General features: G+C 52.8%; 13 protein-coding genes and 1 pseudogene. 11 read left to right on the top strand and 3 right to left on the bottom strand.

What is annotated here, in order from left to right; translation table 11 throughout:
- Nucleotides 1–105: 105 nt before the first annotated feature.
- The 10 genes from V4U88_RS00750 (at nt 106) to V4U88_RS00705 (ending at nt 12,134) form a co-directional block, all read left to right on the top strand.
- Entirely contained in the window at nt 106–1,845 is a 1,740-nt protein-coding gene (locus tag V4U88_RS00750; RefSeq protein ID WP_334071306.1) for a sensor histidine kinase, read from the top strand.
- A complete protein-coding gene (locus V4U88_RS00745) occupies nt 1,842–3,482 on the top strand; it encodes a response regulator transcription factor (RefSeq protein ID WP_334071305.1) in 1,641 nt (546 codons plus the stop codon). Before V4U88_RS00750 ends, V4U88_RS00745 begins: the two co-directional genes overlap by 4 nt.
- A gap of 82 nt (nt 3,483–3,564) precedes the next feature.
- Nucleotides 3,565–4,530, top strand: coding sequence for an ABC transporter permease (locus V4U88_RS00740; protein ID WP_442951861.1), 966 nt, complete (start codon nt 3,565–3,567; stop codon nt 4,528–4,530).
- Between the two features lie 27 nt (nt 4,531–4,557).
- Nucleotides 4,558–5,445, top strand: coding sequence for a carbohydrate ABC transporter permease (locus tag V4U88_RS00735; protein WP_334071304.1), 888 nt, complete (start codon nt 4,558–4,560; stop codon nt 5,443–5,445).
- A gap of 50 nt (nt 5,446–5,495) precedes the next feature.
- Complete coding sequence (locus V4U88_RS00730; protein ID WP_334071303.1) at nt 5,496–7,217, top strand: extracellular solute-binding protein; 1,722 nt, start codon at nt 5,496–5,498, stop codon at nt 7,215–7,217.
- Nucleotides 7,218–7,234: 17 nt separating this feature from the next.
- Entirely contained in the window at nt 7,235–8,656 is a 1,422-nt protein-coding gene (locus V4U88_RS00725; RefSeq protein WP_334071302.1) for a hypothetical protein, read from the top strand.
- Nucleotides 8,657–8,781: 125 nt separating this feature from the next.
- Nucleotides 8,782–10,599 (top strand): ABC transporter substrate-binding protein, encoded by a 1,818-nt coding sequence (locus V4U88_RS00720; protein ID WP_334071301.1) that lies wholly within the window; start codon nt 8,782–8,784, stop codon nt 10,597–10,599.
- A gap of 158 nt (nt 10,600–10,757) precedes the next feature.
- Complete coding sequence (locus tag V4U88_RS00715) at nt 10,758–10,985, top strand: hypothetical protein (RefSeq protein WP_334071300.1); 228 nt, start codon at nt 10,758–10,760, stop codon at nt 10,983–10,985.
- Between the two features lie 137 nt (nt 10,986–11,122).
- Nucleotides 11,123–11,728: a TetR/AcrR family transcriptional regulator gene (locus V4U88_RS00710; protein WP_334071299.1), complete on the top strand. Its 606-nt coding sequence runs from the start codon at nt 11,123–11,125 to the stop codon at nt 11,726–11,728.
- Between the two features lie 25 nt (nt 11,729–11,753).
- Nucleotides 11,754–12,134: a VOC family protein gene (locus V4U88_RS00705; RefSeq protein WP_334071298.1), complete on the top strand. Its 381-nt coding sequence runs from the start codon at nt 11,754–11,756 to the stop codon at nt 12,132–12,134.
- Nucleotides 12,135–12,166: 32 nt separating this feature from the next.
- On the opposite strand, the gene V4U88_RS00700 is transcribed toward V4U88_RS00705, so the two are convergent.
- A complete protein-coding gene (locus V4U88_RS00700) occupies nt 12,167–12,907 on the bottom strand; it encodes a TetR/AcrR family transcriptional regulator (protein WP_334071297.1) in 741 nt (246 codons plus the stop codon).
- A gap of 285 nt (nt 12,908–13,192) precedes the next feature.
- Here V4U88_RS00700 and V4U88_RS00695 point away from each other — a divergent pair, with 285 nt between their 5' ends.
- The gene (locus tag V4U88_RS00695) at nt 13,193–14,722 is read left to right on the top strand and encodes an ABC-F family ATP-binding cassette domain-containing protein (protein ID WP_334071296.1); all 1,530 of its coding nucleotides are present in this window, start codon (nt 13,193–13,195) and stop codon (nt 14,720–14,722) included.
- 30 nt (nt 14,723–14,752) lie between these two features.
- On the opposite strand, the pseudogene V4U88_RS00690 reads toward V4U88_RS00695, so the two are convergent.
- Together V4U88_RS00690 and V4U88_RS00685 are read right to left on the bottom strand one after the other, a co-directional pair.
- Nucleotides 14,753–14,905 (bottom strand): annotated as a pseudogene (locus V4U88_RS00690) (ATP-binding cassette domain-containing protein); the annotation flags it as partial.
- 21 nt (nt 14,906–14,926) lie between these two features.
- A complete protein-coding gene (locus V4U88_RS00685) occupies nt 14,927–15,196 on the bottom strand; it encodes a hypothetical protein (RefSeq protein WP_334071295.1) in 270 nt (89 codons plus the stop codon).
- Between the last annotated feature and the right edge of the window lie 245 nt (nt 15,197–15,441).

Below are 15,441 nucleotides of genomic sequence, written 5' to 3'. Positions count from 1 at the left end.
TTGGCGTTCAAGCGCCACTTCTCACCCCAAAGACCCCGATAGCTTCGGCTCTTGGCGACGACGAACGCGGTAAACCAAGCGACATCAAGGGAGGGATTGTCTTCTATGAAAAGCAAACCGCACAAAAAAAACAATCTCGTTTTCAACATGCTTTATAAACGTTTTCTTCTGGTGATCGCTTCCATCCTGATCATCGCCATTATTTTTGGCGTCGCCTTGTTTTTGCGCAGTCAGCGGTATTATTCGGAGATCATTTATAACAAACAGGTCGAACGGCTAAAATTCGTTCATCGCGATATCGAAAGCGAAATCGAAACGATCAAACGCATTCAGTACGGAGTCTTGATGGACGAAAGTGTGGATAATTTGCGCTATCTCTATTCATCCAGCCCTTACTTCCTGCGCTATCAAATGATCCATTCGATGATGGATCAAATGAAATCGTTGAAAAACAGCAGCCGCTTGGTATCGGACGCGGCCATTTACTTTAAATCTATCGGCAAAGTGATCGGCGGCGAGGAAATTAACGATATGGAACCCAACACCTGGATGGAGATGGAGCAGGTTTTATTTCCAAACTCTTCCACGCTGATGACCTACCATAATCGCTTAATCGTTATAGAAGGGGTTACTAATGCGCAGGACAACCCGTCTCTGGATTGCGTCCTGATCGTGGAACTGGACAAGCGGGCGATCGAAGAACAGTTAAAGAACGCTCTGCTGACCGACGAGGATATGATCGTGCTCACCGGAGGCAAGCGGCCGTTTATCGTTGCCAGCGGGCACGAGGGCTACACCTTGCCTATGGATGAGGTGATTTCCGAGCAGCGCGTGAAACTCGCCGACAAGAAATTCGACGTGATCCGAAGCGAGTCCGAAGTTCTCGGGACCCGGCTTCTATGGCTGTATGTCGATAACTCGAATCAGGTTCTGATCGGAATCGGACTTACGCTTTTGCTGTTATTTATCGCAATCATCGCGATCATCGTACTGTCCGGCTTTCTCGACTCCTACCGCCGCGTCTACCACCCGCTGAAGCTTCTGCTGGAGGATGCCTTCGAGCAAGTGCGATCCGGTAATTTCAAGTACAGGATACTCCACTACGAACAGACGTATTTTGCCAAGCTGTACGACAGCTTTAATGAAATGGTCGGCCAGATCGATTTCTTGATTGAAAAAGATTTAAAGCAGCAGCTTCTGATCAGCCATGCTCAGTTGAAGCACCTGCAGGCGCAGATCAATCCTCATTTCATGTATAACAGCTATTATCTTCTTTATCGCATGATCAAAATGAGAGATTACGATAACAGCGTCGTATTCTGCGAGCATCTCGGTAAATTTTATGAGTACATTACCCGCGACGGCGAGGATGAAAAAACGCTTGCGGAAGAGGTGGCGCACGCGCGGAACTATGCGTCCATTCAAAGTTTTCGCTTCAAAAATCGCGTGAACATCGAATTTTCCGAGCTGCCTGCCCGGTGGACCCACACGCCGGTTCCCCGTCTGATTCTCCAGCCCTTGTTGGAAAACGCCTTTCAGTACGTGTTTGAAAAAGTGTCTTCGGACACGGCCGGCATCTTAAGCGTCTCCTTCCGGGAACATGGCGAGGAACTGGTCATCCGAGTCGAAAACAGCGGAGACCTCGACAGGAGCGCGTTAGAGCATATCCGAACCTTGATCGAGCCGGGGAGTAAGGCCGGACAGACCACGGCATTAAGGAATATTCATAAACGAATGCAAATTTATTTCGATGAACGTGCCGGACTGAGCATATCGCAATCACGGCTTGGCGGACTTTGTGTCGAGATTGTTATACCGAACGGAGAAAGCGAGGGGAAATCATGAACAATTCGGGTCAAAAACTGCTGATCGTGGACGATGAGCCCACCATTGCCGACGGATTACGGATGATGTTTCGGGAGCGGGAGGACCTCGGGCTGACAGTGGAGGCCGCTTATTCTTCGAAAGATGCACTTTTTCTATTTACGGCTTTTCGCCCGGATGTGGTTCTGCTTGACATTCACATCCCGGGTATATCCGGGCTCGAATTGGCGGGACGGATGCGCGAAATTCTCCCCGCCGTCAAAATTATTTTTCTGACCGGTTACGATTATTTCGAGTACGCCTACAAGGCGATCAAGCAAGACGCTTACGACTATATTCTGAAAACCGAGGGAGACGACAAAGTGATCGCGGCGGTCATGGCGGCCCTGGACCGGATCGCGTATGAGCAAGGATTGGAAAGCCAGTATGTTGAGGCCCAGGCTCGCCTTGCCACCATGCTTCCGGTGTTCAGGGATCATCTGCTGTCGGCGCTGCTTGCCGAATCTTCGCCCGACGCGGACGCGATGTTCCGGGCGATGAACGAGCTGGGGGATGCATTCATGCCGGGTCACCCCGTGTTGGTTCTCCTCGGGCGAAACTGCTCCGAGCAGTTGTCCTTCACGAGGAAAGGGCTCGTTCAATTGACCGTGGAGGAAATCCTCAAGGCCCAGTTGCAACCTTCACCCCTGCAAATTCTCAGCACAAGCCATCGGGAAGATATTCTCTGGTTTCTGGTCGGCCGGGACAGTGAACTTGGCCCGCCTACCGTGCCGATGCCGCTCCTGGAGGATATTCAGGCGATTCTGGCGGAACGCACGGGATGCAAGCTTTCTTTTGTGCTAGCGAAACAACCAGGAAGCTGGATGGAAATCGGCCGCGTTTACCGGTCGCTTCAAAGAACGCTGGCGCTCTTTGATCTGTGCAGCCAGGAAGGAATCGCCACGGAAGGAGACAGATATCCCGGAGAGTCGTTCACTTCGGAGGACGAAGAGTGCGCCGTTGTCTTACGTTTGCTGCCGCGTGTGGAAATGCTCAGGACTCATCTGCAAAGCGGCAATCTGGATTCGTTCCTGAGTCTTCTGGACGAGGTGTGCCGGGTGTTGTCCCGGCTTCGCAACGCCTACCCGCTGCACACGATGGAGCTTTATCTTGCGGCCGGCAAGACGCTGCTCGGTCATTTGAACGAAACCCGCATATACTCGGCGCTGCCGGAGGACATCGACTTGACGCTGCTGTACTCGCCCACGCAAATGCCGAGCTGGGTGGAGCGGGCCGCGTATCTGAACAAGCTGGGCCGCGCGCTGTGCGAAGCGGCGGACACGGAGCGGCGGGCCAATGCGGAGACGACCATAAGCCGGATCAAAGAATATATCAACCAGCATTTGGCGGCGGATCTCTCCTTGAATGCGCTCGGACGGGCGACAGGCTTCAACCCCAGTTATCTTTCGCGGATGTTCAAACGAGAGGTGGGGATTGGGGTCCACGATTATATCACCCGCTGCAGGATCGAATTGGCCCGTTCGCTGCTGACCCACACGAAAATGAAAATTTACGAGATTGCTCAAAAATGCGGATATGAGAACACCAACTATTTTATCCGAAACTTCAAAATACTAGAAGGCCTTACGCCGCAGGAGTACAGGAATCGCCACGCTTAAAGGGAGGAGCTTCAAAACAGGTAAAGGGATAGAGATAAAAGTCCAAAGATTAGCATGGGAATGGAACGCGAAAAGCCGGATAATGAAATTGCGATCGCAAAGTAAGCGCTTTAAAAAGGGGGAGATTAGAATCGCAGTATCCGGCAATCCGAAGAGAAAATGGTTTCTGGCAGAGCTTCCGTTCCATGTCATGCTTTTGCCGGCGGTCATCCTGACCCTCATTTTCCGTTATGTTCCCATCGCGGGCTTATCCATCGCCTTTATGGACTATCAACCCGTTTTCGGTCTTTCCGACCAGAGGTGGGTAGGCTGGGATAATTTTGAATACGTTTTCAATTTACCTGGATTTTTCAACGTGCTGTGGAACACCTTGTTTATCGCCGTGATGAAAATCGTCGGCAATCTGATCGTACCGGTCGTGTTCGCCCTGCTGCTTAATGAAGTCCGTAACCGGTGGTTCAAGCAATCGGTACAGACGATGCTGTATTTGCCGCATTTTCTGTCGTGGGTGGCGCTGGCCGGCGTGCTCATCGATATTTTGTCTCCGTCGGCGGGCATCGTTAACAATCTGCTGGCCGGGCTGGGGATGAAGCCGATCTTTTTTCTCGGGGACCCGGCAACCTTTCCGTACACGCTCGTCTTCACCGATGTCTGGAAAGAATTCGGTTGGGGGACGATCATTTACCTCGCATCGATCACCACGATCGACCCGACGCAATACGAGGCTGCTATTATCGACGGGGCGGGCAGATGGAAACAGACCCTTCACGTCACACTGCCTGCCCTGGCGCCGGTCATGCTGCTGCTGATGGTGCTCGGTATCGGTAATGTGCTGCAGGCCGGTTTTGACCAGGTCTACAACTTGTACAGTCCGCAGGTCTACAGCACAGGAGATATTATCGACACCCTTGTGTACCGCATCGGGATCGTGGATGTGCAGTTCGGCCCTGCCACCGCCGTCGGCTTTTTCAAATCGGTCGTGTCCTTCGTGTTGATCGTGATCGGCTATAAGCTGGCCAACAAATGGGCAGGATACAAGGTTTTCTAGCCGCTTATACGAAAGGGGGCTACGGCTATGGAAAATTCCGCATCCAGAAAAGTATTTGTGGTTTTTAACGCTCTGCTCTTGTCGTTTATGGCCTTTATCTGCCTGCTGCCGATCCTGAATTTGATCGCGGTCTCGTTCAGCTCTCGCTCGGTGGTCGAGGCCAATCAGGTCGGACTTTGGCCAAAAGGTTTTAATACCAGCTCGTTTCAATACATTTTTGCAAATCCACAATTTTTCAAATCGCTGTGGATCACGGTGGAACGGACCTTCCTGGGCTGGGGCATGGAACTCGTGCTGACCATTCTGGTCGCCTATCCTCTGTCCAAGTCCAAAAAGGTGTTTCGCCTCAGAGGGTTCTACGTTTGGTTTTTCATGGTGACCATGGTGTTCAACGGAGGCCTGATTCCCACGTACCTTGTGGTCAACGAGCTACATCTGGTCAATTCCGTTTGGGCGCTGATTTTGCCTGAAGCGGTGGCCATGTTCAATGTGCTGCTGATGTTGAATTTCTTCCGGACAATTCCCGGCGAGTTGGAGGAGGCGGCTCTGATCGACGGAGCCGGGTGGCTGGTTACGATGGTAAGGGTCTATTTGCCGCTCAGTCTGCCTTCACTGGCAACGATCACGCTGTTCATCCTCGTCCGCCATTGGAACAGCTGGTTCGACGGGCTGATTTTCATGAACATGCCGGACCGTTATCCGCTGATGACCTTTCTGCAAACGATGGTCCTGAACCTGGATCTGTCGCAGCTTTCGTCGACGGCGCTCGCGAACAATCCGCAGCTTTTGGAAATCACCGGCAGGTCGCTGCGATCGGCGATGATTCTTGCTTGCACGCTGCCGATTTTGCTGGTCTATCCGTTCTTGCAAAGATTTTTCGTCAAGGGGATGCTCTTGGGGAGCGTCAAAGGATAGAAAAGTCGGTATTCGTGACATAACAACGTTTAATCAAGGGGGAGAGAAATTTGAAAAAACGGAAAACGATAGCGCTGAGAGGATCATTGATTATACTGCTTGTGCTGACGATGGCCGCCATGACGGCATGCGGAGGCGCGACAAAATCGGGTCAGCCGGAGCAGCCCGATACCGGGGCCGTTTCGACGCCGGCAAACGACGGTCCGTTGGTAAAGTACGAGCCGGCCATTGAGCTGTCCGCGATGAAGAACCTGTACGGGGATGAGAGATACCTTCCCGGCGACGATCTGAACAACAATGTTTGGACCCGGGCCTACGAGAACGAACTAGGCATCAAAATCAATTATCAATGGGCGGTAGCCGGCGAAGGTTTCCAGCAAAAGGTGACGATGGCGGTAGCCTCCGACGATCTGCCCGAGCTGATGACGCTTCCGGCAAAAGATTACTTTACACTTGCCAAGGCGGGAAAGCTGGCCGACTTGACGCCGTATTTTGACAAATACGCTTCGGACACGTTGAAGGCCACCTTAAACGCGGACGGCGGGAACCAGATGAAGACCGCGTATGTGGGCGGCAAGCTCTACGGGATTCCGCAGACGGGAGGCTTCGACGCGACGGCGGATATGATCTGGATTCGCCAGGACTGGCTCGAAAAGCTGAATCTCCCGGTCCCCAAGACGTTGGATGATGTCGTAAAGATCGCCAAGGCGTTCCGTAATGAAGACCCTGACGGCAACGGCATCAAAGATACGTTTGGCATCGGTTTTCAGAAAGACCTAGTCAGTTCGACCGGCAGCTTTGAAGGCTTCTTTGCCGCCTATCATGCCTACGGCAAGGCTTGGATTCGCGGCGAAGACGGGGTGATTTCATACGGAGCCATCAAGCCGGGGATGAAAGAAGCCTTGGCGAAGCTGAGAGAGCTGTTCGCGGAGGATCTGATTGACGTAGAGTTCGGCGTCAAGGATTGGAAGAAGGTCGGCGAAGATATCGCGGCGGGGAAGGTCGGCCTGTTCTATGGACGGGAAGGATTGCCGTGGATGAGCGCCAAGGACGCCATCGTGAACAATCCGCAGGCTGATTGGATTTGTGTTCCGATCGTTTCGGCCGACGGCCAGCCGGCCAAGCCCGTTACGACCGTGACGATGGAGCGTTATTTTGCCGTACGTGCCGATGTCAAGCATCCGGAAGCGCTCTTGAAAATCATCAACCTGTTCCAGGACAAAATCAACAATCCGAAAACGACCATGGAAACGCTGAATACGTTTGGTGTGGATCCGAAAAGCGGGATTAATTTCGCCGCTTACGCCTTCGGCGGACTCGATCCGTCCGAGGACAAACCGAATAAATACTTCAAGCAAATCAACGACGTGCTGCAGGGCAAGGAAAAGGTGGAAAACATCCATCCGGAAGCGATCCGTTACTACAACACGATCAAGAATTATATGGACAACGGGATGGATAAGGGTGCCGATCCGCTGGGCTGGAACTACTATAAATTCCTCGGTCCCGATAGCTCCTGGAAGGTGATCGGCTATTACCGCGACAACCAATTGCTCGAACGGTCGGCCTGGTTCGGCTTGCCGACGGCGACGATGAGCCAGAAGGGCGCCACGCTGGACAAATTGCAGGAGGAGACGTTCATCAAGATCATCACCGGCAGCGCTCCGGTCTCCGACTTTGATGCGTTCGTAGAGAATTGGAAGAAGCTTGGCGGTGACCAGATTACCAAAGAAGTGAATGAATGGTATAACACCACTTTTGAAGCCAAATAGGAGGAGGCCAGCAATAGATGAAACAGGGAAGCAGACACCGATTTTATTTGCACGAGGCCGAGCGCGAGAATATGCCGGGACCGGATACTTGCGGCGACTTTATGCCGTTCTACCATCAGGGAATCTTTCATTTGTTTTATTTGCACAAGTACTGCGTTTATGAAGTCCTCACAAAGGATTTCGTTCATTACGGAGAGCCGCGGATGGCGATCCCCTGCGGAAGTCCGGAGGATCAGGACTGGCATATCGGCACGGGGAGCGTCGTGGAACACAAAGGAGTTTTTCATTTCTACTATACCGGATTCAACGAGAGCTACCGGGACACGCCGGGCAAGCATGAACAGGTGCTGATGAGGGCTATAAGCACCGATCTCATCCATTGGGAGAAGGATGCCTCGTTTAAAGTGGCGCCGGACACGGAGCATTACGGCGGGTTGCATTGGAGAGATCCCCAGGTGTTCTGGAACGATCAGGAGCAGGAATATTGGATGGCCGTGACGGCGACCGAGAAGGACGCGGATCACAACCGCGGCGGATGCACCCATATTATGAAGTCTTCCGATTTGGCGAGCTGGCGTGCCGGAACGGCGATCTACGCCCCTGGAACCTTTGCTACGCATGAATGCCACGATATATTCCAAATGGGCGATTGGTGGTACATGGTCTTCTCAAATTATACGCGCTGGTGGGAGACGCGTTACCGGATGGCCCAAAGTCCGAAGGGGCCGTGGATCACGCCGGCGGTCGACGATATGTTTGACGGCCGGGGCTTTTACGCCGCGAAAACGGTATCAGACGGCAAAAACCGCTTTCTGGTCGGCTGGCAGGCCTTCCGCGCCGGTATGGACGACAGGAAGCCGTACCAGTGGGGGGGGAGCACCCTGGTGCACGAATTGGTACAGCGTCCGGACGGCACACTCGGCGTAAAGCCGGTACAAGCTTTGGAGGATTCGTACCGTAAAGCGCTGCCTCAAGCAACCGTGGCTCGCCGCGGGACTTGGACGGTTGAAAACGGGATACGCGGCCATGAACCTTTCGGTTTCGGCTGGGCTGAAGTGGCAAGAATGACCGAAGATTGTCTGGTTAGAGCGAAGCTAAGCTGGACGCCGGAGACCCTCGCATGCGGGCTCATACTGCATACCGAGGGAGAGCGGCTGGAGAAATGGTGCCAGGTTCGGCTGGAGCCTTCAAGGAACAGGGTGATTTTTGACCGCTCCAACAAGTTCGATGGGGATCAGCTGTTTGTCGAAGAAAGGTATGTTCCGTTAGCGGGTGAGCAAGAGGCGGAGATTAAGGTAATCACAAGCGGAAATATTGTGATCCTTTATGTCAACGATACGGCGTTGGCCGCCCGAGCTTACGATTACGAACCCGGGGGGCTGGGACTCTTCGTCGAGCACGGGGAAGCGGTCTTCACGGAGCTGGACATCATGGAATAACGCAGACTGAGGGGAGAAACCGGGCGTAGATATTTACGTCCGGTTTTCTGCGGATCACTTGATGGTTGTCTTGGCGACTTTTTCTACCCGATCCGGTACAATAGCGGGTAGAGGTGGTTTTTTCGATGCTCTCAACCAACGACTATTATTTTCTCAGATTAAGGCAGGTCTATCGGCACTGCCCCAATCATCAAGAGATTCCGGTGTCTTCCCAGGAACTGGCCGGAATTTTTGTTTGTACGCCTCGCAATGTCAAGCTTGTTGTGAACAAGCTGGTCGAGGACGGATTGCTGGACTTCAGGCCGGGGATCGGGCGCGGGAATACATCGAAACTGATGTTTTACCGGGAATTCGATGCGTTTTTGCTGGGGAAAACCGAGGCGCTTCTGAATGAGCGGGCCATCAGCGAAGCTCTTGAGCTGGTGAAGGAATTTGGTGAAGGGACGGAAGCCGATCGTTTCTTGGTGGGCTGGGTGAACTCTTTTTTCGGCTACAAAAAACTTCATGCCCCCCATCAGGAAGCCAAAGACGCGCTCGTTATCCCGATTTACCGGACGATCACCACGCTGGACCCCACTCGGGTGATCTTTGATTCGGATGCGCATTTGATTATGCAGGTGTTCGATACTTTGGTGCAATACGACGCGGACCGCGAAGCCTTCTCGGGCGCATTGGCCCATGCCTGGGAAACCAATGGATCGTATACCGAATGGCTTTTTCATTTGCGAAAAGGCGTCGTTTTCCACAATGGCCGGCCTCTAACGGCTGAAGCGGTGAAGCAATCTTTCACCAGGCTGTTCGACTCTCCGCACCGTTGGGTGGTGGACGACATTGACGTGATGGAAGTGAAATCGAGGCATGCTCTGCTGTTTCGGCTGAAACGTCCCAATGCCTTGTTTTTGCATTTTGTCGCCTTCACTCCCGCTTCAGTGGTGGATACATCCGGGATTTCCGACGGTTTCGTGAGATTTTCGGTGGGGACGGGACCCTTTGTCCTCGAAAAAATAACACCGGACCACTGTATTCTGTCCGCCTTCGATGCCTACTTCGGTTACCGGCCTCATTTGGACCGGATCGAGGTAGTCCGGGTCTCGGAATATTTCAAGGAGAGCTTGGACGGATCGGGGCAGTTGTTTATGAATTTGGGGGAAGGGCAGCTTCCGCCGTTTCCCACCCGGTTGGGCCAGTCGGAAGCCCGGTATTCCGGAACGAATGTGCTGACGCTGAACATGCGCAAGAAAGGCCCGCTTCAGAACAAGTCGTTTCGCCGGATCCTCGACCGGATGATCGACCGCGAGGCCTTGCTGGCGTTGGGCGGGATCCGGCATGGGATCGCCAGCGGCTTTCCTTTTAGCGAGACGGCGGGCAGGGCGCGGCATGAGAACGCGAGTACCTTGCCATCCGCGGTAGATTGGGGACAAGAGCTGCGGGACGCGGGATACCTGGGAGAAACGCTGGTGCTTACGACGTATCACCGGCATGAGCCGGATGCCGCATGCATTCGCGAGACCTTGCTCCGCTATGGGGTGCGGATTCAGCTGCAAATTCTGGATTGGGCCGACGTCCCGAATCCGGAAATCCTCCGGCAAACCGATATGCTCCTCTTTGAGGCGACACCGCATGAAGGCGTGATTTCGATGTTTGACTTGTTTTTGTTCGAATGGGGGTTCATCTATCCGTTCCTCGATCCCGAGCACAGGCACAGGCTGGAGGCCTACGTCAACCGGCTCAAAAACGAAGAAGACCCGGCGGCGCGTTTCCGTGAGTACAAGGAGATGGAACAGTACTTTGCCGATGAGGGAGCCATGCTGTTCCTCGTTCATAAAATCATCGATATTACGTACGATTCGTCGCTGGAAGGCGTAGCGTTCACTTCGCGGGGCTGGGCGGACTTCCGGGAGCTTTGGTATAGGTACGAACAGGTGCAGAACGGACAGGCGTAAAGCGGGCATGGGTAGTACGAACAGGAGGAAAGACGGACAGGAGTCCGGTGTGAACAGGAGTAAAGTACGGATAGGTTTGTAATGCGTGAAAAGGTTGCAGATGATCAGGAGTAAAGCGCGAACAGGTGTAAAGGTAGAGGGGCGAAAAGGGTGACGACTTGAACCGAGAGCTGACAAAAAAGCGTGGCCTGAACGTAAAAGATGCAGATCTGCAGGAATTTTTTAATCCGAACGATTGGGGACAGGAAATTCCTGCAAATCTGCAACAATTTTCGGGACAATTCGCCGATTTAGCTTGTCATGCCGGAAAAACCTGCAGATTTGCAGGTTTTTTTAATTTTCGCCCGAAACGCGGGAAAAAGCCTGCGGATTTGCAGGAATTTTAAAGCGAGCCAAATGCGGCGGGACATCGTGGAAGAATATATTGACATTTGGATGCAGATCATATATTTTATGATAGTGAGCACTAACAAACATTGATAACAGACAAATAAAACAAACCAAACTAAAGGAAGGATCCTCTTTGCCAACCAAATCATCTGTTAACGAAACGAAAGACAAATTAATGAACCAGGCCATTGAGCTGATGGCCGAAAAAGGGTACAAGGGCGTGTCGACGAAGGAAATCGCCGCAGCCGCCGGGCTTAGCGAGATGACCCTGTTCCGGAATTTCGGCAGCAAGATGAAGCTGCTGGAAAGCGCAATTGACCGTTACCATTATTCCGTCGAGATGACGAAAATTTTTGAAGAGAACATCCTTTGGGATCTGAAAGCGGATCTGATGATGATCGGTCGAGTGTATCATGAAATGATGGATCGAAACCGCAAGTTGTTCCTGATTGTTTTGAGGGACGAAGAATTGAGGGACATACGCGAAAACGCACAGAAGCATCCTTTGGCACTGTTTGAGCTGTTGAAGAATTATTTTCAGGACATGCAGAATAAAGGAGAAATCATGCAAACGGATGCGGAGGACCAGGCTATTCACTTCATGTGGGTGAACTATGGGGCGTTTATGTCCCGGCTGCTAGGGGGAGCGGCGATGTCCCGGTTTTCCATTCCGGAGTTTATTGAATCCAGCACCGATTTGTTTGTCAGGGGATTGAAGCCGGAGCGCGATATGTTATAAAAGCGAAAAAGGAGAGGGTTACGAGATGAACAAATACAGTCATATCGATCTAAGGGTTAAGCGTTGGGAGGCGGTTGCGCATTTTTACGAAAGTCTGCTGCCCGAGTTGGGATTTACGCAAACTTATCATAGTGCCGATTGGAAGGTGTTTGCCGGGGAGGGCAATCTACCGGATGTACCCTACTTTGCCATTACCGAGGACCCGGAACACCGGCCGAACGGGAACCTGATCGGCTTTTGGGCAAGCGACCGGGAGGAAGTGGATCGCATCGCCGAACGGGTCAAACAGAGCGGGGGAACGATTAATGCCGGTCCGCAGCTTTTTCCCATCAGTCCAACCTATTATGCCTTCTATTTCGAAGATCCTTGCGGAAACAAATACGAGATGGTGCACAGACTGAATTAATAGGCTTGAAGAAAATAAAAGCGGAGGCCGGGTTATAAGCCCTGCTGCCGCTTTTTGCTATCGCAGGTAAAAGGGTTCAATACGCAATCGACCAGCTTCTCAATATAGGTGCTGTCCGGCGTGTTTTTGTGCACCAGGAAACGATGATATACAGGCGCATAGATCAGGTCGAGCGTAATGTCCAAATCAATGTCGGGGAGGAGCTCGCCGCTGCGGATTCCGGCTTCAAGGAATGTCTTGGCTTCATTTCGCTTCGGCTTGAGATAGGAGGAATGAAAGCCCTCCACCACCTGCGAATCCGCTTCGCTGCCCGCGATCATGAACAGTACGGAACGGCCCAGCGGCTGATCGAACAAAGCGGCCATCCCTTTTAACTGGCGGATAAAGTTGTCCCGGACCGGCAAGGTTTCGTCAAAATCCACCCAAGGCGATAGCAGCGACAGAAACACTTCTAGCACCAGCATGGTCTTGTCCCGCCACCACCGGTAAATGGTTGCTTTGCTTACCCCGGCGTGGGCGGCAACCGCATCGATCGTCAAACCGGGGGAACCGGCCTGTTCGATCAACTCAAGCGTCGCCTGAAAAACGGCGTTTTTCGCCGCCTCGCTCCGCGGCCGGCCCAAGGTTCCTTTCGGGCTCTCTTTTCCAAATCGGAACTTCTGTGGTATGATAAAGGCGTATTTTTGGAAAAAGCAGGTGTTTAAGCGATGTATATTCGTCTTGTCAAACTGGTTAGAAAACTCCGCTCCGTACAACTGTTCACGATGAAGCATTGTGCGGAGCTTAATCGGGGAATCGCCTAGATTCCCGTATTCATCGGGTTATGGCTTAGCGCGAAAAGCGTAGAAATCGTTACGCTTATTTCAGTGCGGCTATAACCCGGTGCTTATCTTGATTAAAGGGCCATGGACAATGCTTTGTCCGTGGCCCTTTGTGTTTGGTTCGGGGCTTTGCCTATCTTTCCCGTGGCAGCCAACCGAAAGAGCAGAGGGCCGGCGTCTTGATGACGCGCGGTTTTCTGCTCTTTTTTTATTATGTATGGAAAAGAGGAATAAAGAATGAGCTTATTGGGAGTTTACGATTTGACGCACCGGTTTGCGGACAAAACCCTGTACCGGAATGCCGGGTTGCAGTTGTTCAAGGGTGAGCATATGGGCATCGTCGGCCAGAATGGAGCGGGAAAAAGCACGCTGATTCAAATTTTGACCGGGGCGCTGATTCCGGATTCCGGAACGGTGAAATGGCAGCCTGGCCTCAAGGTAGGTCATCTGGATCAGCACGCCGAAATTCGGGGAACGGATACGATCCGGGCGTATTTGAAAACGGCTTTCGCCGAGCTGTATGCCTTGGAGAATAAAATGAACGAGCTCTATGCGGAGATGGCCGCTTCCGGCGAATATAACAAGCTGGAGCAGGCGGCCAAGATTCAGGAGAAGCTGGAGGGAGGAGACTTTTACACCATTGACAGCCGGATTGATAAGGTGGCCCAAGGGCTCGGCATTCAGGCTATGGGCCTTGACCGGCCGATCCGGGAGCTGAGCGGAGGGCAAAGGGCGAGGGTCATTCTCGCCAAGCTGCTGCTGGAGCAGCCGGATGTACTGCTGCTGGATGAACCGACCAATTTCCTGGATCAGGAGCATGTGGACTGGCTGTCCGGCTTCTTGTCCGGTTTTGGCGGCGCGTTTATCCTGGTCTCCCACGATTTCAACTTCCTGGACAAAGTCACGACTTGTATCTGTGACATCGAGTTTGAAACGATCCGGAAATATACGGGCAAATACAGCGACTTTGTTCGTCAGAAGGAGCATCTGCGCAAGGATTACCTGCGGCAATATCACACACAGCAGAAGAAGATCGAAAAGACCGAGGCGTACATCCGCAAAAATATCGCCGGGGTCAACAGCCGTATCGCCCAAGGGCGCCGCAAGCAGTTGGAGCGAATGGAGCGGCTGGCCCCGCCGGCTTTTGTCCATAAGCCCTCTTTCTTCTTTAAGGAGCTCCCGCTTGCGGGGGAGCTGTCGCTCTTAGTCAAGGGGCTTCGGATCGGCTATGACCGGCCGCTGCTGCCGGGGCTGAGTTTTTCGGTCGGAGGCGGAGAAAAGGTGGGGATTACCGGCTTTAACGGTATCGGGAAATCGACGCTGCTGAATACGCTGGTTCGGCGCATCCCCGCGATTGGCGGACGCTTTCAATTCGCGGAGAGCGTCCGGGTCGGTTATTTTGAGCAGGAACTCGTTTGGGAAGACCTTAAGCTTACCCCAATTCGCTACATGGCCGAGCAATATCCGCGGATGCAGGAGAAGGAAATCCGGCGCAGTCTGGCGCAGTGCGGCTTAAATGCCACGCTCGCCGCCCAGGCGATCGGAACGCTCAGCGGCGGTGAGCAGTCCAAGGTGAAATTGTGCCGGCTGATGCTTTCGCCATGTAATTTCTTGATTCTGGATGAGCCGACCAACCATTTGGATGCGGAAACCAAAGAGGCATTGCAGGCGGCCCTTGTCCGGTTTAAAGGCAGCGTGCTGGTCGTATCGCACGAGCATTCCTTTTATCGGGGATGGGTGGACCGGGTGATGAAGATCGAAGGATGATAGAGTAAGGCTGCCTCAATCGGCAGCCTTTTTTGGCTTTTTGCATAGAATCGCGTTCCACAGCTCACGCCGGGCAAGCACATCGAGTCCGAGCGTCGGTTCGCCCAGGAAAAGGATGCGGGGGTTCGTAATCAACGCCATCGCCATGCTCAGCCGACGCTGTATGCCGCCCGACAACGTTTCGTCGTTGGAGAGCAAGGTGCGTTATGAAGGGGAAGCCACTGGTAAAGGCAACTGTTCCTCCCGGGTTGAGGGTGGCGTTTGCTCTCGTTCCAACGTGTAAAAGCGTTTGAAACCGCCATCGAAGCGAAGCAATTCCTGCAAGGTCCCTCTTTCGGCCACTTGGCCGTTTTCCATATAAAAAATTTCATCATATTGTTTGAGGAGGTCTTCGCTCATATTATGGGTGATCGTAATCAGCGTCAGATCCTTCAACGTGAGCAGCCGGCTTTCAATTTCATAAGCGGTCTGCATGTCAATGGCGGACGTTCCCTCATCCAGTACGAGGATCGGCTTGTTGCGGATAAGGGCAATTCAAGCATGGTTTCCGTTTTTTGTTTTTCGGCGTGGCAGCTTACATAGATTAGACCCATCGTTTCGAAAATGGGATCGAGCTCTTCGCGAATATCGACATCCATGGGCAATTCCTCCCGGATTATTTGGTGTAGGTCTAATCTATTATATGGATGTATAACTCAGGGATCAAGCGCCCGGCTCGG

Source organism: Paenibacillus sp. A14, assembly GCF_036864815.1.
GTDB lineage: Bacteria > Bacillota > Bacilli > Paenibacillales > Paenibacillaceae > Fontibacillus > Fontibacillus sanfengchensis.
Note: the sequence above shows the minus strand (reverse complement) of the source record. Positions and strands in the feature narration are given on the sequence as shown.